We start from the raw sequence: 19,228 nt of genomic DNA, 5'->3' as shown, positions 1-19,228 counted from the left end.
TAGAGGTAACCAGCAGGTTCAGATTTCGCCAGAGTTCAAAATGACTTCCAGCAAACTTGTGGCTCTGGCGGCGCGAATCGAGCGCTTCCCGATCGCCGGCAGCTTTACCATCAGCCGGGGGGCGAAAACCGAGGCCGTGACGGTCGTCGCGGAGGTCAGCCGCGGCGGCCTGACCGGCCGCGGCGAGTGCGTGCCCTATCCCCGTTACGGCGAGACGCCCGAGGCGACGCTCGCCGCCATCCAGGCCATGCAGGGGGCCGTAGCGGGCGGGCTGACGCGGCAGGCCCTCCAGGCCGCCATGCCGCCCGGTGCGGCCCGCAATGCCCTTGATTGCGCCCTGATCGACCTGGAGGCCAAGGCGGCCGGCCTGCGCGCCTGGAACCTGCTGGATCGCCCCGTGCCGGGCGAGCGCACCACGGCCTACACGATCTCGTTAGGTGCCCCCGAGGCCATGGCCGCCGCGACCGCCAAAGCGGCGCACCGGCCGCTGCTCAAGATCAAGCTCGGCGGCGACGGCGATCCCCAACGCATCGCCGCCGTGCGCAGGGCCGCCCCCGAATCCCAGCTGATCGTCGATGCCAATGAAGCGTGGACCGAAGCCAATCTGGAGCACAACCTCGCCGCCTGCGCCGCCGCCGGCGTCACCCTGGTGGAGCAGCCGCTGCCATCAGGCAAGGACGAGGCGCTGGCGCGGATCAAGCGGCCGCTCGCGGTCTGCGCCGACGAGAGCGTGCATGACCGCTCCTCGCTGGCACCGCTGCGCGAACGCTACGACGCCGTGAACATCAAGCTCGACAAGACCGGCGGTCTCACCGAGGCGCTGGCCATGGCCGATGCCGCGCAGGCGCTCGGCTTCGAGATCATGATCGGCTGCATGGTCGCGACCTCGTTGTCGATGGCCCCCGCCATGCTGGTGACGCCGCAGGCGCGCTTCGTCGATCTCGACGGCCCGCTTCTGCTCGCGCGCGACCGCGACCACGGCCTGCGTTATGACGGCAGCCTGGTCTATCCGCCGGACGCCTCGCTCTGGGGATGAGCCGAGAATCGGTGCCGCGCCGACCAGATCACCAGCGCGCCGGCCGCGGCCATCGCCGCCATGACGTAGTACAGGCCATCGCCGATGCGGGCGTAGATCGCGCCTGACGCGATCGAGGTCGCAGCGCCCAAGAGCCCGTTGCAGGCGGCATAATAGCCCTGCCCCCGCGCGATCTGATGCGGGGGCACGCGCTGCACCAGCAGATTCATGGTGCCGACGATGGTCATGCCGAAGGTGAGGCCGTGGCCGAGCTGCACGATCGCGAGCAGCGCGAGCGGCGGCTCGTTGGCGGTGACGGTCCAGCGCAGCACGGCGGCCAGGCCCCCGATCGCCATCATGGTGGAGGGATGCAGCGAGAAGCGCGGCGACAGCGCGAACACGACGATCTCGGCGATCACGCCCAGTGTCCACAGGCCCGCGATGGTCAGCCCGCTGATGCCATGGAGCTGCCAGTTGATGGCCGAGAAGGTGTAATAGGCGACGTGGCTGCCCTGGATCAGCGCGGCCGAGGCGATGATGGCCCAGAAGCCGGCATCGCGCAGCAGCGCCGTGTTGGCGCGCGCTTCGGCGCTCTTGCGCCTGATGTCGTCGAGCGGCTGAAGCAACAGGCTGGCAAGGATCGCAACGACCGCCCAGGCCACGATGACCCAGATCAGATCGCGCGCCGCGATGACGTCGACGAGATAGCCGCAGGCGAGCGAACCCGCGGCGAAGGCCGCCGAGCCCCACAGCCGCAAGGGCCCGTAGTCGAGCCCATAACGGGCAACGCCGCGCAGCGCATAGGCATCGGTCAGCGGCATCGTCGGCGTCCACAGCACGCAGGTCAGCGCATAGATCAGGAACAGCGCCAGCGGCTGCTGTTGTAGTCCAACCGCTGTGAAGCCGATCGCGGTCGCCAGCACCGACACCATCATGGCGGCGCGAATGGCCCGTCGCTTTTCGGCAAACGCCGTGACCTGCGGCAGCGTGGTGAAGCGCGTGATCGCCGGCAGCGCGTTGATGAGACCGATCCAGGCCGCGTCCACGCCGATCGCCTTCAGCCAGACCGGAAAGAACGGCAGATGCGTGCCCGAAACCGCGAAGACCGCCGAATAGAACAGCGCGAGGCTCACGGCAAATCGCCGCTTCTTCGCTGCCGCGATGGGGATTTGTGATTCGGGCTGCATCAAACCAATTGCGATTCGGTCGATATCGTGGTGATCGTTACAGTAACGCGCACTGATTTGCGCGACGAGATTGTCATGGCCAACGAAGCATTCGCCCTCTCGCCCATGTCTGCCCGCGCGGCCGAGCCGAACGAGCAGGATTACGACGCGATCCGCGAAGCCTTCATGGAGACCGCGCGCGGCCGCTGGTTCCTCGGCGAATATGCCAAGCGCAACCGCAATGCGGACACCCGCATGGTGCTGGACGCGGTCGCGAAAATCGAAGAAACCCTTGCGGCACAGCGGCAACCCGTTGTCGAGGACCGCCTGCCGGAGGCGCTGGTCGAGATCCGCCGCGCCATCCGCGAGGCCGAGACGATCGCAATCGCGGCATTCGATCCCGCCGCGATCGAGGCGAGCCTCGCGCCGATCCCGCGCGGGGTTCGCATCATCAAGGAGATCTCTTGGCGCTGGCGCGAGATCGGCGCCGACGGGCGAATCTGCGACCTCATTGATTCGCAGCTCGCCTCGATCGAGGCCGCCTGCGGACAGATTTCGACCCTCGACCCTCGCGCCGAGCTCAAGGCTGCGTTCGATCTGCTGAGGGAGCGGATCGAGCAGACCGAGGGCGGCGCAGCGTCGCAGGCAGAGCATCCCTCGCCGGCGCCGGTGCAGTCAGCGCCCTCCGCCGTGGCGGAAGCTGCGCCTGCGCAAGCCGCGCCCGCCGCGATGGCGAGCGAAGCTCCCGTGGCCTTTACGGAGGCGCTGCAGGACGTCGCGGCCGCTGGCGAGGCCGAAGCAGCGCTTGAGAAAGCCGGCAGCGCGGAAGCATTCGCAGTGGCCGAGCAGGCCATGGATGCGACCATCGCGCCGGACATCGCTGGAAGCGAGCGAGCGCCGGACGAGGTCGCGGTTGAAGACGTCGCTCTTGAAGGGCCCGCCGCGGTCCTGGAGGTCACGGACGAGTTCTCGCTCGACGCCGCCGCGGAAGCCGAGGACGAAGCCATCCTCGAGGCCATCGCGCTGGAGATGGCGGCGCCCGATCCTCAGTTCGACGAGATCATCGAGCCGGTCGAGATTGCCCCGGTAAAGCCGGAACCAATGCCCTCGGATGTCGCAGCGCCCATTGCCTCCGAGCTTCCGGAGCCGATCGCAACTCAGCGGGTCGTCGCAGCCGTCGCGGAAGAGCCTGCAGCGGACGCACCGATCGCGATGGACTCGCTCGCGCGCCTCACCGACGCCATCGCGGAAGCCGCCGCCGAAGTGATGGAGCAGCAGGCCCCAGCCATGGCGGCGACGGCAACGTTCGCCGCAGGGCCGACCGCGACGCTGCCGATGCCCTCGCCCCTGCCCACGTCTTCGCCCGAGCCCTCGCTCGGCGCCACCATCCTCGCCAGCGGCATCTTGCAAAAGCCCCGCGCGCCGGCCAACGATCCCCTCGCCCCGATCCGCCGCATGACCCAGGCTGAGAAGATCGCGTTCTTCTCGTAAGAGACTACGCTCTCTCCACACCGTCATTGCGAGCGCAGCGAAGCAAATCCAGACTGCCGCCGCGGAAAGATTCTGGATTGCTTCGCTACGCTCGCAATGACGAGCGTGTCAATTCCGTCATCCCCGCGAGAACGGCTTCGCCGTTGCGCGGGGTAACGGTGGTGGATGAGTACTCACGATGACGGCGATCAGCCACTCACCCGCAATTCCACACCGCACCGATCGGCGTGCGCGTCCAGCACGGGCCAAAGCTGCCGCCATTGTAGCGGCCGCCGCCGAAGCCAGGGCGGCCGAAATAGTGCCACTCGCCATCCCAGCGGTAATACTGGGGAACCGGGTCGATGTACCAATGGCGGCGGTCGCTGCGCGCGAGACGCCGCATCGCGTCCTTCTGCTTGTAGAGCGGAATGCTGTTGCTCAGCGGCTGGCGATAGCCCGGCAGGAAGCCGTAGCCCTTCCAGACCGGCTTGGGACGCTTTTGCACGGGCTCAGCGGGCGCGACGGCGGGCAGCAGCGACAGGATGACAGCAACGAAGAGACACACAAGGCGAGACATGGATCGACCATAGACAGGCGGATGCGAGAAGGCCACTCAAATTCGAGTGCGAGGCTTTTCGCCGCCTCGATCAATATCCCGCACACGCAGCCATGCCGGCTTTCGCGGAATCGTTATGCGTTGGCTCGCGGCGATCGGGCGGCTGGACCGATCTGATGACGTCCCCCGGCTGATCGCGCTCATCCGAAACGCGGGAAGCCCGACCATCGTGCTAGAATTGATCCGACCTGTCAGCACTCCGTTGCTGTACTGTCTGCTTCGCTATTCGTGGTGCCCTGTCGGAAGGAGCACACATGTCCACGGCGATCTCGACGCTCGGCGGGGTAGGTCTCTTCCTGCTCGGCATGACCGTGATGACGGAGGGCCTGAAGACACTGGCCGGCTCTGCGCTACGCACGGTGCTCGGCAAGGCTGCGTCGACGCCGCTGGTTGGCTCGTTCTGGGGGGCCTTGGTCACACTGCTGGTGCAGTCCTCCAGCGCAACGACCATGACGACGATCGGTCTCGTCAGCGCCGGCCTCTTGACCTTCCAGCAAGGGTTGAGCCTCGTCTTCGGCGCGAATATCGGCACCACCGGGACCGGCTGGCTGGTCGCGCTGATCGGCGTCCGCGTCTCGCTCACGGCCGCGGCGCTGCCGATGATCTTCGTCGGCGCGCTGACCAAGCTTCTCGGCAGCGGACGAATCTCCGGGGTCGGCGCCGCGCTCGCCGGCTTCGGACTTGTGCTGTTCGGCTTGACGACCCTGCAGCAGGGCATGGGCGGGCTGGCTGAACGATTGCACCCGGCGGATCTGCCCGCAGTCCTCGGCAGTCCCGGGGTGTCATGGTGGTCGGGCCTCTTCGGCGTGCTGGCGCTGGTCGTGATCGGATTGGTCATGACCGCGCTGATGCAATCGTCGACGGCCGCGATCGCGGTGACCCTGTCCGCCTATTTCGCGGGCGCGATCGGGTTGGACCAGGCCTGCGCCCTGATCATCGGCCAGAACATCGGAACAGCGACGAGTTCCGCCCTGGCCGCAATCGGCGCGAGCCCGACCGCGAAGCGGCTGGCCATCGCCTACGTTCTTTTCAAGCTGATTGCCGCACTCATCGCTTTGGTTGCTTTTCCCATAGTAACGCCCATGCTGCTGCGCGCCTCTGACACGATCGACGGCGTCACCCTGCTGGCCGGCTACCACACGGCCTTCAACGTCGTCGGCGTCGCGGTCCTGCTGCCCCTGATCAACCCGTTCACGCGACTGGTCGAACGAATTCTGCCCGAGCGCGGCTCGCCGCTGACGCGATGTCTCGATCCTTCGGCGCTTGGGACCCCGATCGTGGCGGTGGAAGCGGTACGGCGCACGATCGCGCGCGTGCTGTTGACGGTGTGCAGTTCGGTCGAGGCGAAACTTGCCCGCCGCGCTGGATCGATACGCCTGGGGAAGGACGCTGTATCCGTAGAGGAGGCGGCCGATGCCGTGCGCCAGGCACAAATATTCCTGTCGGATGTAGCTGGACCGCCTGAGACCGACGACGAGCAACAGCGTCTGACGAGCACGCTGCACGCCCTCGACCACGCGTCCCGGCTGACGGACCTCGCAAGTGGAGGAAACAATTTCGCTTCGGTGGCAGGCGGACCGGAGGACATCCGCGCCGGAGAGCTATGTGCCGAAATCATGCGAAGCGCGGCTGCGATTGCGCGTGGCGTGGCGGCGCCGCCCCGCGCCGACGGATCGCCGCACTCCGTACCCGCCTCGCGTGCCGGCGACGCCATGGCCGGTCCGCGCGCCGCCCCGCCCGACGAGGCGATCGCCGAGCTCGAGCGTTGTACGACACAGCTCGCCGAAATGCTGCGCGCCCATCGCAGTGCGACGCTCGGTGCGGTGGCCAATGGGACCCTGACCGCCGACGCCGCCCTGCTTCGTGTCGAGGCGGTGCGAAACCTCGAAGCCCTATCGCAGCACGCCTGGCGCTCGGCGGTTCATCTGGTGGGACAGGGCTAGCGCGGAGATATGTTCAAACAGCCTGAAGCGCGATGACCGTTCGCACCACTCATCGCGATTCAGATCACGCCCTTCCTGATCAGGAAGCAGCCATAGCCCCTGCTGTCGCCGACCTGCACCACGCCAAACCCGGCCGCTGCCGCGCGATAGAAATCCGGACGCGAGAGCTTGCCGGGCGTGACCGCGCGCCCGGCGGCGCGCGCGATCTCCGCCAGCACCGCGCGCTGCACCTCGGGCACGCGATCGGGATCGTCCACCGGCATCATCACGCGCACCGGATCCGGATCGAAATCGTCGAGCGGATAGACCGACATGATGGCGCGGACCGCGGTCTCCATGTTCATGCCCGGCAGCTGGATCAGGCGCTGCGACGTCGTGCCATGCGCGATGCGGGTCGCGGGGTGATTGGCGTCGACGAAAACGAGGTCGTCGCCATGGCCCATCGCGGCGAGCAGCCAGAGCAGGTCGGGCGTCAGGATCGGATCGATCGATTTCAGCATGTGACGGACTATCCTCCCCAATCAGTCGGTAACCATAGCAGGTTCCGAGCGTGATTCAGATCACTTAAGGCCACCATGGTGACAGGGATCACGGACCGCAAGCTCGAACGCGGCCAAGCTTCCTCGCGACCAATCTCGCATCGAGATGAGTGCCAGAGGAGCACGCCATGTTCCGCCTAAAGCCTTTCCTGATGACTGCGGGTCTCCTGGGAAGCCTGTTCGGTTTCGCCTGCGGGCCCGTTTCCGCGCAAGTCGCACCGGCCCAGCCGGCTCCCACCGCCCTGCAAGGCCCGGAGCAGCGGGTGGCGCTGGTGATCGGCAATGCGCGTTACCAGAACGCGCCGCAACTTGCGAACCCCGACGATGATGCGCAATCGATGGCGCAGTTCCTGAACTCCGCCGGCTTCGAAGTGGTCGCCGCGACCGATCTGACTCAGAACGACATGATCCGCGTGGTCCAGGACTTTTCCGCGAAGGTCGCCTCACGCGGTCCGAACACGGTGGCGATGATCTATTACGCCGGCCACGGCGTGCAGCTCGCCGGAGAGAACTATCTCGTTCCGGTCGATGCGAAGGTCTCCAGCCCGACCGAGCTCGTCAACAATTCGGTGCGCCTCGTCGACGTGATGTCGACGCTGGAGACGATCCCGAGCCGCATGCGCATCGTCATCCTCGATGCCTGCCGCAACAACCCCTTCCCTCAAGTCAACGACGCCGGCCGCGGCCTTGCCATCGTCGATGCGCCGAACGGTTCGATCGTCGGCTACTCGACCGCGCCGGGCGCCGAAGCGTTGGACGGCACCAATGGTCACAGCCCTTATACGCAGGCGTTCCTGAACATCGCTCGCGAACCCAACGTGCCGATCGAGCAGCTGTTCAAGCGCGTGCGCCTGCAGGTCAATCAGGCCACCAGCGGCGCGCAGATCCCGTGGGAGAGCTCGTCGCTGACGAGCGACTTCACCTTCTTCGGTGACACCGCGGTTGCGGCCAACCGTGCGCCGGTGAATGCACCCGTGGTGCAGATGGCCTCCAACCTGCCGAGCCGCTCGACCCGCCAGGCTTATGACTACGTCGTGTCCGAGGGCCGGCCGGAGTACTATCAGGAGTTCATCCGGATGTATCCGCACGACCCGCTGTGCGACCACATCCGCTGGCTGCTCAATAACCTCCTGATCTCGCAGGCCTGGCACATGGCAGTGCTCGCCAACTCGCCGCTCGGCTACAAGAACTTCTATGACAGCTACGGCAACAGCCCCTATGCGCAGGTCGCGCTGAAGCTCGAGGCCCAGCCGAAGCAGATCCCCCTGATGCAGCCGACCAAGTTCCTGGCGCCGCAGAACATTGCCCCGGTCTTCAAGATGGGCAATCTCGGCCAGCCCAAATACCTGCCGCTGATGCAGGGCAATGGTGGCGCGCAGATCAGTGGCAATCTGCCGGTCGTGCAGAAGCCGGTCGACGGCAACATCATCGGCAAGCTCGGCAATGGCGGCCAGATCGTCAACCTGCCGGCGGGCAACAATCAGCCGAACGGCACGCCATCGCAGACCCCGGGCAAGATCGTCACCCTGCCTGCGCCGACCAACACGACCAACAACACTGGCGGCACCGGCAAGATCGTGACGCTGCCCGTGACCATCAGCACGCCGAACGCAGGCAACGCCAACGGCAACCCGGGCAAGATCGTCAGCATGCCGGTCAATGTCGGCAAGGGCGGCTCGACTGTTGACGTGAAGCCTGTCCAGACGCAGAACAACCCGGTCCGCGTCAACAACGCCAACACCGGCATCGTGAAGCTCAACAGCAATCCGGTGAACAAGGTGCAGGTGCAGAACAACGTGCAGACCAATCGTCCGCAGCTCAACACGATGCCGAACCGCATGGCCAACAGCAGCAACAACTTCCGGCAGTCGATGAACCAGGCGCCGAGCATGAATGACGGCGGCAACCGTCGCGGCGGATTCATGCACTGATTGCGCAAGGCGCGCATGAGAAAGGGGGCAGGGCGGCGACGCTCTGCCCCTTCTTAACGTGGGGAGTAGAAATCAGGTCTGGTCGCCAAGGGCTAAAGCGCGATGAGATTTGGATGAATCGTCATCGCGCTTTAGCTTGTTGTTTACGCATGATCTTTCCGGAAAACCGCTTCGCACTTTTCCGGATCATGCTTTAGCTGCCCACCTCTCTCGTACGGAGAGGTCGGATCGCATCGACAGATGCGATCCAGGTGAGGGGATCTGGTCTCACTGGATGCCGCGGCCCCTCACCCGGATTGCTCAGGCGCGCAATTGCGCGCCATAGCAATCCGACTTCTCCCCGTCGGGGAGAGGTGGACCGAGCTCCCTCGCTACGTTCAGTCAGAAATCAGGCCACCAGCTCGGCGAACAGATCGGCATCGACATTGCCGCCGGAGAGCACGATGACGACGTTCTTCCCAGAGACGTCGAGCCGGCCCGCGAGTAGCGCGGCGAGGCCGACGGCACCGCCCGGCTCGACCACCAGCTTCAGCTCGCGATAGGCGAACGCCACCGCCGCGCCGACTTCCTTGTCCGATGCCGTGACGCCGCGCGCGAGCAGCTTGCTGTTGATCGCAAACGTTATCTCGCCCGGCATCAGGGCCATCAGCGCGTCGCAGATGGTGCGGCCTGCCGGCGGGTGCGGCTCGCGATGGCCGGCGGTCAGCGAAATGCCGTGATCGTCGAATGCCTCGGGCTCGGCCACCACGATCTCGGCTGACGGATAGCGCGCCTTCACCGCCGTGGCGACGCCCGCGATCAGGCCGCCGCCGGAGGCCGGCGCCACCACGATGTCGGGGCTGAGGCCGAGCGTTGCCATGTCTTCCGCAATCTCGCGGCCGGCGGTGCCCTGCCCTGCGATCACGAAGGGATCGTCATAGGGTTTAACAAGTGTTGCGCCGCGTTTCTCGGCGATGCCGCGCGAGATCGCCTCGCGGTCGTCCTTGTCGCGATCGTACAGCACGACCTCGGCGCCGTAGGATTTGGTGCGCTCGCGCTTCGACAACGGCGCATCCGCAGGCATCACGATGGTCGCCTGCATATCGAGAATTTTTGCCGCGGCCGCCACACCCTGGGCGTGGTTGCCGGAGGAGAACGCGACGACGCCGCCGGCACGCTTGTCCTGCGGGATCGAGAACACCTTGTTGAAGGCGCCACGGAACTTGAAGGAGCCGGTCCGCTGGAGCATCTCCGGCTTCAGGAACACCTTTGCGCCAACGCGCTCGTTGAGCACGGGGAAGGACAACAGCGGGGTGCGGATGGCGTAAGGCGCGATCACGCGCGCCGCGGCATCGATGTCGGCAGGGCCGACCGGAAGGGCCTGTTCGGTCATGGCGGAATGTTATCGCGGCCGGTCAGGCCCGGGCAAGACACCTCCGCGAGAGGATTTTCTCCGCAGCGTTTTCGAGCGAAGTGGCTACCGGTTCGCGTGAAGAAAACGCGTCAAAACAAGAATCTAGAGCTATTTCGATCCATCGGATCGAAATAGCTCTAGGCGACCTGGCGCGGCTGTTCCGCGCCGGTCCGGCCGGGCAGCACCGCGTCGACCGCCAGGATGCTGTCGATGAAGACCCGCGCCGAGGCTTCCCAGGTGTAATTGGCGGCAAACGCGACGCAGTCCTGCCGGGAGATGTCGAGTGCGGCGAAGCAGGCATTGCGCAGATCATGATCGAGCGCGCCGACCGGCGCGTCGCCGATCACGTCGCGCGGCCCCTTCACGGGGAAGGCCGCGACCGGCAGGCCGCTCGCCAGCGCTTCCAGCAGGACCAGACCGAAAGTGTCGGTCTTGCTGGGGAACACGAACACGTCGGCGGCCGCATAGATATCCGCCAGTTCCTCGCCATGCTTCTCGCCGAGGAAGATCGCATCGGGATAGGCCTCTTCCAGCGAGGCGCGCGCCGGGCCGTCGCCGACGACCACCTTGGTGCCGGGCAGGTCGAGGTCCAGGAACGCCTCGAGATTCTTCTCCACCGCGACCCGCCCCACCGACAGGAATACGGGCGCCGGCAGGCAGAGATCAATGACGCGGGGATGGAACAGCCTTGTGTCCACGCCGCGCGGCCACAGCACGACGTTGTCGAAACCGCGCCCGGTCAATTCGCGCGCGAGCGCAGGGGTCGCCGCCATCACGGCGCGGCTGGGGCTGTGGAAACGGCGCAGCGCCCGCCAGATCAGCGAACCCGGCACCGGCACGCGGGCGCGGACATATTCGGGAAAGCGGGTGTGGAAACTGGTGGTGAACGGCAGCCTGCGCTGGCGGCAATAGCGGCGGACCATCAGACCGATCGGCCCCTCGGTCGCAATATGGATGCTGTCGGGCCGCGCCTCTTCGATCAGCCGCGCGATCCGCGCCGGACGCGGCATGGCGAGGCGCAAATCGCGATAGCTCGGCATCGCGAAGGTGCGGAATGATTGCGGCGTCAGGAACGAGAATTCGACGCCAACACCTTCAACGCGAAGCGCCTTGGCGGCGTCAGCAAGCTTGGTCAGCGTCCGAACCACACCGTTGACTTGCGGGTGCCAGGCGTCGGTCGCGACCAGGATGCGCATCAGGCCGCCCTTGCCGCGACCTGTGGCACCGGCACCGGCTTCCGCAACTGATCCGCCCAGGTGATGATCTCGAAATGGCCATCATCATGTTCGACGAGGGCCGTGCAGCTCTCGACCCAGTCGCCGCAATTCATGTAGCGGATGCCGGCCTCGTCGCGGATGACGGCGTAGTGGATGTGGCCGCAGATCACGCCATCGGCCTCATGGCGCCGTGCCTCGGCGGCGAGTGCCTGCTCGAACGCGCCGATATAATTGACGGCGTTCTTGACCTTCTGCTTGGCCCATTGCGACAGCGACCAATAGGGCACGCCGAACATGCGCCGGAAGAAGTTGACGAAGCGATTCATCTGGATCGCGAAGTCGTAGGCCTTGTCGCCGAGATGGGCGAGCCAGCGCGCGTTCTGCACCACGAGATCGAAGATGTCGCCGTGGATGACGAGATAACGCTTGCCGTCCACGCCGGTGTGGACGGTGTTCTCGACCACGTCGATGCCGCCGAAATGCGTGCCGTAATAGTTGCGCAGGAACTCGTCGTGATTGCCGGGAATGTAGATGATCTTGGCACCCTTGCGCGCCTTGCGCAGAAGCTTCTGGACGAGGTCGTTGTGCGATTGCGGCCAGTGCCAGCTCGATTTCAGCGCCCAGCCGTCGACGATGTCGCCGACGAGATAGATGGTGTCGGCATCATGATAGCGCAGGAAGTCGAGCAGAAGATCGGCTTGAGAACCGCGGGCTCCGAGATGGACATCGGAGATGAACAGCGTGCGAAAGCGCCGCTCGGGGCTCTCGTCACTCACATCGTAACTTCCCATGCGCCAGCCTGTAACAATGTCCCGTGACAGGGGGATGACCGATTGAACCTTGAGGCACCTCAGATACGAATCAAACTTCGCCTCGCCCTGCCCCGCGAATATCAGTCGCATGCGACAATCAGGCGACATGGCGCCGCAGGCGGTGCCGGCAGCAATCCTGTCCTCCCCTGGAGCCCCGGAGTGGGAGGGTGAACTAGCCCCACGCGAGCCGCGCTAAACCGATGAACGGGCGCGCTTCCGCGGGCCCCAGCGTCAGTAGAACTTGTGGAAATGATGGATCGGCGCGTGGCCGTGCCCGACGCTGAAGCGGTCGGCGGCGCCGATCGCGGCGCTGATCCAGGCCTTGGCGTTGCGCACGGCGTTTTCCAGGCCCTCGCCCTTGGCCAGCCCCGCGGCGATGGCTGAGGACAACGAACAGCCCGTCCCATGGGTGTTCTTGGTGGGGAGGCGCGGCGCGGCGAGCGCGATCGTGGTGTCGGCACCGACCAGATAATCGATGCTCTCCGCGCCCTCCCCATGGCCGCCCTTGACCAGGACGGCGCGGCAGCCGAGCGACAGCAGGCGGCGGCCCTGGCTTTCGATCTCGGCCTCGCTTGCGGCCATCGGCTCGTCGAGCAGGGCCGCGGCTTCCGGCAGGTTCGGCGTGATCACGGTGGCCAGCGGTATCAGCTTGGTGCGCAGGGCGTCGACGGCCTCGGAGGCCAGCAGGCGGTCGCCGGACGTTGCCACCATCACGGGATCGAGCACGACGTGCCGGAACGCCCAGCGCGACAGCGCGGCCGCGATCGCATCTATGCTGGCGGCCTGGGCCACCATGCCGATCTTCACCGCGCCGACTTCGAGATCGGAGAACACCGCGTCCATCTGTGCGGTGACGAACTCGGCCGGCACCGCGTGAATGCCGGTGACGCCGCGCGTGTTCTGCGCCGTCAGCGCCGTGATCACGGAGGCGCCGTAGACGCCGAGCGCGGCGAAGGTCTTCAGGTCCGCCTGGATGCCGGCGCCGCCGCTCGAATCGGAGCCGGCGATGGTGAGTGCGACCGGGGTCGTCATCGCCGGATACATTTGCTTGAGGACGCCGCCATGGCCTCTCCTAGCGCGCCCATGGAACAGCAGCAAGCGTTGCCGATTCGCAAACCCGTCGCGCAGCGCGCGAATCAGTCGGGCAAGGCGCGGCCAGGAGCCCGCAATCATGCGGGCTTGAAAAATGCAACCTTGCCGCTCCCTTGGTATAGTCTCTAACCTTAGCGTGCTTCGCCGGTTGCGTGAGACACAGGTGGTGGAACTGTCCAGCGACACCGACGTTGCAGGCCGCCGCGGCCCGCAAACCACCTGGAACAGAACCTTGGGGTGGAACGATGTGGGCCTTCTTCGAACGTCTCCTCGACTCGTCCATGCTTTCGCCGCACGGCATCTGCCTGTTATGGGAGCCGGAGCTGATCGGGCTTCACGTCGTTTCCGACGCCTGCATCGCCGCCGCTTATTTCTCGATCCCCTTTGCCCTTGCCATCCTCGTCACCAAGCGGCGCGACCTCAAGTTCGGCTGGGTCTATTGGGCGTTTGCGATCTTCATCATGGCCTGCGGCCTGACCCATGTGCTGTCGATCTATACGCTCTGGGTTCCGGTCTACGGCATCGAGGGCCTCGTCAAGGCAGCCACGGCGGTCGCGTCGGTCCTCACCGCCGCTGCGCTCTGGCCGCTATTGCCGAAGATCCTGACGATCCCCTCGCCATTCGAGCTGCGGCAGGTCCAGGCCGCGCTCGAGGAGGAGGAAATCAAGAGCCGGGACGCCACGCTGCTGCTGCAACAGGTCCGGGACGCCCAGCGCGCGATGCGCGAGAGCGTTGCGCGCCTGACCGCGATCGTCGAGACCGCGGTCGACGGCGTCTTCCTGTTCGATGCGCAGGACCGCATCCTGCTGTTCAATCCGGCCTGCGAGCGCATGTTCGGCTACCGTGCCGACGAGGTGATGAACCGCAACGTCGGCATGCTGATGCCCGACGCTGATGCGGCACCCGCCGGCCAGGCGAGGCATTTCGCGACCGGCGGCGAGGCCATCGGCCTGCGCAAGGACGGCTCGACCTTTCCGGTGGACCTGTCGGTGGGCCAGGCGCGACAGGACGGCGAGTTGATCTTCGTCGGCATCGTCCACGACCTGACCGCGCGCAAGCTGACCGAGCAGCAGCTTCAGCAGGCGCAGAAGATGGAGACGGTCGGCCAGCTCTCCGGCGGCATCGCGCACGACTTCAACAACCTCCTGACCGTCATCATCGGCAATGCCGAGCACCTGAGCGAGCAGCTCAAGGAGAGGCCCGATCTCAGGCGCTTTGCCGACGACATCTGCCAGTCGGGCGAACGGGGAGCCGAGCTGACGCAGCGACTGCTCGCCTTCAGCCGCCGCCAGCTGCTCCAACCTCAGACGATCGATTGCCGGAGCCTGCTCGACTCCATGTTCAAGCTGCTCAAGCGCACCTTGCGCGAGGACATCGAGATCAGGACGACCTCCGGGCCCGGCACGATCCTGGCCTTTGCCGACCGCGCCCAGCTCGAATCCGCCGTGCTGAACCTCGCGCTCAACGCGCAGGATGCCATGCCATCGGGAGGACATCTGACGCTGAGCACGGAGTTGGCTGCGATCGACGACGACTATCGAGCCCTTCACCCTGAAGTCGCACCCGGTGCCTACGCGTTGATCTCGGTCACCGACGACGGCGAAGGCATGACGGCTGATGTCACCGCACGCGTCTTCGAGCCGTTCTTCACCACCAAGGAGGTCGGCAAGGGCTCCGGTCTCGGCCTCAGCATGGTCTATGGCTTTGCAAAGCAATCGGGCGGCCACGTCGCGATCTACAGCGAGGCGGGCCTTGGCACCACGGTCAGGATCTACCTGCCGCGCGCCAACGCCGGACAATCACAGCCCGATCTTCCCGACAGCGAGGCCGCGGCGCCGCGAGGCTACGAGACGATCCTGATCGTCGAGGACGATCCGTTCGTCCGCTCCTCCGTCATTCGCAGGGTGGAGGCGCTCGGATATCGCGTCATTGCCGCGGTCAAGGGCAGGATGCCTTGCAGCAGCTGCGGAGCGATCCCAGCATCGACTTGCTGTTCACCGATGTCGTGATGCCCGGCGGCATGAGCGGCTGGGAGCTCGCCGATCAGGCGAGGCGCGTTCGTCCCGGTCTGCCGGTCCTGTTCACCTCGGGCTACGCGCTGGAGACCCTGGTCGAGCAGGGCCGCGCGCAGGCGCAAGCAATCGTGCTGACCAAGCCCTATCGCAAGGCCGAGCTCGCCGAGCGGCTCAGGGATGCGTTGGCAGCAGCAGTGGTCACGTCCTAAAGCCTGATCTGGACCCGGAGGGCCGCGTTAGCGCAAAGTTCGCAGCGGTTCTCCGAAAAGATCATGCTCAAACAACACCGGAAGCGCGATGACGAGCTGGCTCGGTCGCTTCGCGCTTCAGCGCCGCAGCCGAATGCACCCCGGACGCCCGCAAGTTTGCTTGCTAAATCCGGCTGGTTTTGGCCTATTAGCCGCCAGATACGCTTTCGGAGTGCCCGCGATGGTTCCTTTCTTCGTTCAGATCAAATGCAAGCTCGGCCAGTCCTATACGGTGGCCAATGCGCTTGCCGAAGCCGAGATCGCCTCCGAGATCTACTCCACGGCCGGCCAATACGACCTCCTGGTGAAGTTCTACGTCGACAAGGACACCGATATCGGCCATTTCGTGAATGAGAAGGTGCAGGTGCTGCCGGGCATCCAGGACACCCTCACCATCATCACCTTCAAGGCGTTCGGCACGGGCTAAAGCATGATCCGGAAAGTGCGAAGCGGTTTTCCGGAAAGATCATGCGTAAACAACAAGCTAAAGCGCGATGACGATTCATCCAAATCTCATCGCGCTTTAGTCTTCTGCAGCGCTTGCTTGTCGGCCACGCCGCTCCGCAGCAAAGCGGCGCGTGGTTCATTTCGCCCGACGGGAGAGGTCGGAGCGCATCGAAGATGCGATCCGGGTGAGGGCTCCAGGTCTCAGTGGGCGCTACAGCCGCTCACCCGGATTGCTGCGCAATCCGACCTCTCCCCGTCGGGGAGAGGTGAACACGGACCGCCGCGACGACGTTCGTACCTTAGCTGCCCTGCTTGCGTTTCGGTGGCGTCGGCCCATCCACCGGCGGCAGCGATTTGAGGTACTCCGCCATCGCCGCGAGATCTCCGTCAGATAATTGCGAGGTGTTCTTGATCACGCGCGTCATCGCGCCGCCGACACTGTCGCCATCGGGCAATTCACCCGTCTTGAGGAAATAGGCGAGATCCTTCGCACTCCACTCGCCAAGGTGCTTCTGGGTGATGTTCGGGACCCAGCCCTCGCCTTCCGGATTGGGACCGCCGGCAAATTGTTGGCCGGCGATGATGCCGCCCAGCACATTGCGCGGGCTGTGGCATTCGGCACAATGGCCAAAGCTGTTGACGAGATAGGCGCCGCGCTTCCATTCCCGCGACTTGCTGCCATCGGCAATGAAAGGCTTTTCGTCCAGAAACAGGAATTTCCAGATCCCGATATTGCGCCGGATGTTGAAGGGAAGACCGACGTCGTGGTCACGCACCTTGCCCGCAACAGCCGGCAGCGTTTTCAGATAAGCAAAGAGATCGAGCACGTCCTCGCGCCTGGCGTGCTGATAGGAGGTATAGGGAAACGCCGGAAAGTAATGCTGTCCGGCCGGCGAGACCCCGTGCATCACCGCATTGACGAAATCGGCGTCGGTCCATTTGCCGATACCATCGTTCGGATCAGGCGAGATGTTCGGCGCGTAGAACGTTCCGAACGGCGATTTGATCGCGACGCCACCTCCGAGCCTGAGACGATCGGGCTGGTTGGGAACGGCATGGCAGGACGCGCAACCGCCGGCGTTGAACATCACCTCCCCGTTGGCGAGATCGGGCACATGGGCCGGTGAATTGCCCACCGCCGCCACCCCCGGCGCGCTGAGCCACCAATAGATGCCGGAAGCAGCCATCGTGGCGAGCAGCGCCAGCAGAATTGTTCGTTGCAACATGCGCACCATTCACTCGTTGCGGCGAACTTATGACCGATCTCGTCACGGCTCCAGCCACGAAGAATTTAGCCCGCCTTGGCCGGAGACGGGAATAAACTGAAATGCCGGCTGTTGGAAGTTTGCCAGCCCGAACGGGTTCAACAGGGAGAATGCCATGAACAAGACCGTCATCGCCGTGTTCGCGCTCGGTGCCGTCGCTTTTGCCGGGCCGGCCTATGCCGAAAAGCTGAAAGCAACGCTCGACGGCAAGTCCGAGGTGCCCGCAACGACCACCAGCGGCACCGGAACGGCCGATCTGAACTATGATGCCGCCAGCAAGAAGCTGTCTTGGACCGTCACCTATTCCGGCCTCTCCGGCCCCGCCACCGCGGCGCACTTCCATGGGCCTGCCGAAGCCGGCAAGAACGCCGGCGTGGCGGTTGCCATCCCGAATGCCGCCTCGAGCCCGGTCAAGGGCGAAGCGACGCTCACGGACGCGCAGGCCGCCGATCTGCTCGGCGGCAAGTACTACATCAACATCCACACCGCGGCGAACCCGGGCGGCGAGATCCGCGGTCAGGTGACGAAGTAAGCGTCAAGGCTGCTTCGTCATGGAAAGGCCGGGTGCGACGGAGGGCGCGCCCGGCCTTTTCGATTCCGGAGGCGCTCAAGCCGCGTTCAGCGCCTGCGTGAGATCGGCGATCAGGTCCGACGGGTTCTCGATGCCGATCGACAGCCGGATCGTGGAATCGAGGACGCCGATTTTGCGGCGGATGTCGGCTGGAACGCCGGAATGGGTCATGGTTGCGGGCAGGCTCGCGAGCGATTCCGTTCCGCCGAGGCTCACTGCAAGCTTGAGGATCTGCAGCGCGTTGAGGAATCTGACCGCCGCCTCCTTGCCGCCGGCGATGTCGAACGAGAACGTGGATCCGGCACCGAAACACTGCCTCGCAAACGCGCGCCCGGCCGGTGACGCTTCCTCGAGATGACCGAGATAGTGGACCTTGGCGACCTTGGGATGACCGCGCAAGAAGTCCGCCACGAGGCGCGCATTGTCGTTGGCCTTCTCCATGCGCAGGCTCAGCGTCTCGAGCGAACGGTTGATCATCCAGCAGGAATGCGGATCGAGCTGAGTGCCGATCGCGCCCCGCAGCGCCTTGATGCCCTTCATGACAGCCTTCGAGCCGAGCGCGGCCCCCGCGATCAGATCGGAATGACCGCCGACATATTTGGTCAGCGAATACAGCGAGAGGTCCGCACCGTGCTCGATCGGCCGCTGAAACACCGGTCCGAGCAGCGTGTTGTCGCAGGCGATGATCGGTGTGTGTCCCTGCGCCTTTCCGATCGCGTCGGCAACACGGCGGATCATCGCGATGTCGACCAGGCCGTTGGTCGGATTGGCGGGCGTCTCGATCAGGATCATCGAAACCCGTCCCTTGCCCATGGCCTGCTCCGACGCCTGCTTGACTGCCGTCTCGTCGATACCGTCGGCAAAGCCGACGGCGCCGATCGACAGACGCGCAAGCGTGTTCGTCAGCAGGGTTTCCGTCCCGCCATAGAGCGGCTGGGAATGCAGAATGACGTCGCCGGGGCGAACAAAGGCCAGGATCGTGGTTGCGATGGCCGCCATGCCGGATGAGAACAGCGCACAACTTTCGGTGCGCTCGTAGATCGCCAGCCTGTCCTCGACGATTTCGCTGTTGGGATGATTGAAGCGCGAATAGACGAGGCCTGCGCCCATGCCTTCCGGCGGCTCGCGCCGGCCGGCGACGTAATCGAAGAAGTCCTGCCCGTCCTCGGCCGTCCTGAACACGAAGGTGGAGGTCAGGAACACCGGCGGCTTGATGGCGCCTTCCGACAATTGTGGATCATAGCCATAGGTCAGCATCAGCGTTTCCGGATGCAGCATATGGTTGCCGATATGGGTCTTGGACGGGAAGGGTTTTGCCATGGCCTGTCTCGCTGTCTTGATGCAGGTGCTCGCCGCGGTTGGAACCTCCTGATCTCATGAGGCAGTCGGGAAGAGATGCGCCGACTCGCACCAACGCCGCGGCCATCGACTCAAAGATAGCTGTTCGGACCGCGATCCGTCAGACCTTGCGAACGGAAAAAGGCGGTT

At 65.2% G+C, this 19,228-nt stretch carries 17 protein-coding genes; 8 read left to right on the top strand and 9 right to left on the bottom strand.

Annotated features, from left to right (window positions below; genetic code table 11):
• The first annotated feature begins 40 nt into the window (after positions 1 to 40).
• Positions 41 to 1,036, top strand: a complete 996-nt coding sequence (dgcA, locus tag BRAD3257_RS14420) for an N-acetyl-D-Glu racemase DgcA (protein ID WP_122402381.1) — start codon at positions 41 to 43, stop codon at positions 1,034 to 1,036.
• On the opposite strand, the gene BRAD3257_RS14415 is transcribed toward dgcA, so the two are convergent.
• Positions 1,006 to 2,202 (bottom strand): MFS transporter, encoded by a 1,197-nt coding sequence (locus tag BRAD3257_RS14415; protein WP_122402380.1) that lies wholly within the window; start codon positions 2,200 to 2,202, stop codon positions 1,006 to 1,008. The two genes, dgcA and BRAD3257_RS14415, sit on opposite strands and share 31 nt — an antisense overlap.
• A gap of 75 nt (positions 2,203 to 2,277) precedes the next feature.
• Between BRAD3257_RS14415 and BRAD3257_RS14410 the strand changes: the two genes are divergently transcribed.
• Complete coding sequence (locus tag BRAD3257_RS14410; protein ID WP_162500202.1) at positions 2,278 to 3,672, top strand: hypothetical protein; 1,395 nt, start codon at positions 2,278 to 2,280, stop codon at positions 3,670 to 3,672.
• A 196-nt stretch (positions 3,673 to 3,868) separates the two neighbouring features.
• Here BRAD3257_RS14410 and BRAD3257_RS14405 read toward each other — a convergent pair whose 3' ends face one another.
• Entirely contained in the window at positions 3,869 to 4,228 is a 360-nt protein-coding gene (locus BRAD3257_RS14405) for a hypothetical protein (RefSeq protein WP_122402378.1), read from the bottom strand.
• A gap of 293 nt (positions 4,229 to 4,521) precedes the next feature.
• On the opposite strand from BRAD3257_RS14405, the gene BRAD3257_RS14400 reads away from it, so the two are divergent.
• Positions 4,522 to 6,210 carry a Na/Pi cotransporter family protein gene (locus BRAD3257_RS14400; RefSeq protein ID WP_122402377.1) on the top strand — a complete coding sequence of 563 codons (1,689 nt, stop codon included), beginning with the start codon at positions 4,522 to 4,524 and terminating at the stop codon, positions 6,208 to 6,210.
• A 59-nt stretch (positions 6,211 to 6,269) separates the two neighbouring features.
• Here BRAD3257_RS14400 and BRAD3257_RS14395 read toward each other — a convergent pair whose 3' ends face one another.
• Positions 6,270 to 6,710, bottom strand: a complete 441-nt coding sequence (locus tag BRAD3257_RS14395; protein ID WP_122402376.1) for an RbsD/FucU family protein — start codon at positions 6,708 to 6,710, stop codon at positions 6,270 to 6,272.
• 167 nt (positions 6,711 to 6,877) lie between these two features.
• On the opposite strand from BRAD3257_RS14395, the gene BRAD3257_RS14390 reads away from it, so the two are divergent.
• Positions 6,878 to 8,680 (top strand): caspase family protein, encoded by a 1,803-nt coding sequence (locus BRAD3257_RS14390; protein WP_162500201.1) that lies wholly within the window; start codon positions 6,878 to 6,880, stop codon positions 8,678 to 8,680.
• A 388-nt stretch (positions 8,681 to 9,068) separates the two neighbouring features.
• Here the strand turns inward: BRAD3257_RS14390 and BRAD3257_RS14385 are convergent, their stop codons facing one another.
• The 4 genes from BRAD3257_RS14385 to thiD all read right to left on the bottom strand — a co-directional run bounded on the left by BRAD3257_RS14385 (position 9,069) and on the right by thiD (position 13,134).
• Entirely contained in the window at positions 9,069 to 10,052 is a 984-nt protein-coding gene (locus tag BRAD3257_RS14385; RefSeq protein WP_122402374.1) for a threonine/serine dehydratase family protein, read from the bottom strand.
• A gap of 158 nt (positions 10,053 to 10,210) precedes the next feature.
• Positions 10,211 to 11,269, bottom strand: coding sequence for a glycosyltransferase family 4 protein (locus BRAD3257_RS14380; RefSeq protein ID WP_122402373.1), 1,059 nt, complete (start codon positions 11,267 to 11,269; stop codon positions 10,211 to 10,213).
• A complete protein-coding gene (locus BRAD3257_RS14375) occupies positions 11,269 to 12,081 on the bottom strand; it encodes a UDP-2,3-diacylglucosamine diphosphatase (protein WP_122402372.1) in 813 nt (270 codons plus the stop codon). Before BRAD3257_RS14375 ends, BRAD3257_RS14380 begins: the two co-directional genes overlap by 1 nt.
• A 252-nt stretch (positions 12,082 to 12,333) precedes the next feature.
• Positions 12,334 to 13,134 carry a bifunctional hydroxymethylpyrimidine kinase/phosphomethylpyrimidine kinase gene (gene thiD, locus BRAD3257_RS14370; protein WP_122406559.1) on the bottom strand — a complete coding sequence of 267 codons (801 nt, stop codon included), beginning with the start codon at positions 13,132 to 13,134 and terminating at the stop codon, positions 12,334 to 12,336.
• Between the two features lie 341 nt (positions 13,135 to 13,475).
• Between thiD and BRAD3257_RS14365 the strand changes: the two genes are divergently transcribed.
• The 3 genes from BRAD3257_RS14365 (at position 13,476) to BRAD3257_RS14360 (ending at position 15,884) form a co-directional block, all read left to right on the top strand.
• The gene (locus BRAD3257_RS14365) at positions 13,476 to 15,203 is read left to right on the top strand and encodes a hybrid sensor histidine kinase/response regulator (protein ID WP_244607950.1); all 1,728 of its coding nucleotides are present in this window, start codon (positions 13,476 to 13,478) and stop codon (positions 15,201 to 15,203) included.
• Positions 15,182 to 15,418: a response regulator gene (locus BRAD3257_RS41000; protein ID WP_244607949.1), complete on the top strand. Its 237-nt coding sequence runs from the start codon at positions 15,182 to 15,184 to the stop codon at positions 15,416 to 15,418. Before BRAD3257_RS14365 ends, BRAD3257_RS41000 begins: the two co-directional genes overlap by 22 nt.
• A gap of 220 nt (positions 15,419 to 15,638) precedes the next feature.
• On the top strand, positions 15,639 to 15,884 hold the full coding sequence (locus BRAD3257_RS14360; protein ID WP_018642903.1) for an Lrp/AsnC ligand binding domain-containing protein: 246 nt from the start codon (positions 15,639 to 15,641) through the stop codon (positions 15,882 to 15,884).
• Between the two features lie 319 nt (positions 15,885 to 16,203).
• Here the strand turns inward: BRAD3257_RS14360 and BRAD3257_RS14355 are convergent, their stop codons facing one another.
• Positions 16,204 to 17,130, bottom strand: coding sequence for a c-type cytochrome (locus BRAD3257_RS14355; protein ID WP_122406558.1), 927 nt, complete (start codon positions 17,128 to 17,130; stop codon positions 16,204 to 16,206).
• Positions 17,131 to 17,284: 154 nt separating this feature from the next.
• Here BRAD3257_RS14355 and BRAD3257_RS14350 point away from each other — a divergent pair, with 154 nt between their 5' ends.
• A complete protein-coding gene (locus BRAD3257_RS14350; protein ID WP_122402371.1) occupies positions 17,285 to 17,701 on the top strand; it encodes a CHRD domain-containing protein in 417 nt (138 codons plus the stop codon).
• A 75-nt stretch (positions 17,702 to 17,776) separates the two neighbouring features.
• On the opposite strand, the gene BRAD3257_RS14345 is transcribed toward BRAD3257_RS14350, so the two are convergent.
• On the bottom strand, positions 17,777 to 19,060 hold the full coding sequence (locus BRAD3257_RS14345) for a cystathionine gamma-synthase family protein (protein WP_122402370.1): 1,284 nt from the start codon (positions 19,058 to 19,060) through the stop codon (positions 17,777 to 17,779).
• Between the last annotated feature and the right edge of the window lie 168 nt (positions 19,061 to 19,228).

The organism is Bradyrhizobium vignae, assembly GCF_900324035.1.
Lineage (GTDB): Bacteria > Pseudomonadota > Alphaproteobacteria > Rhizobiales > Xanthobacteraceae > Bradyrhizobium > Bradyrhizobium vignae.
The sequence above is the reverse complement of the archived record's forward strand: the minus strand, read 5'-3'. Positions and strand labels throughout refer to the sequence as shown.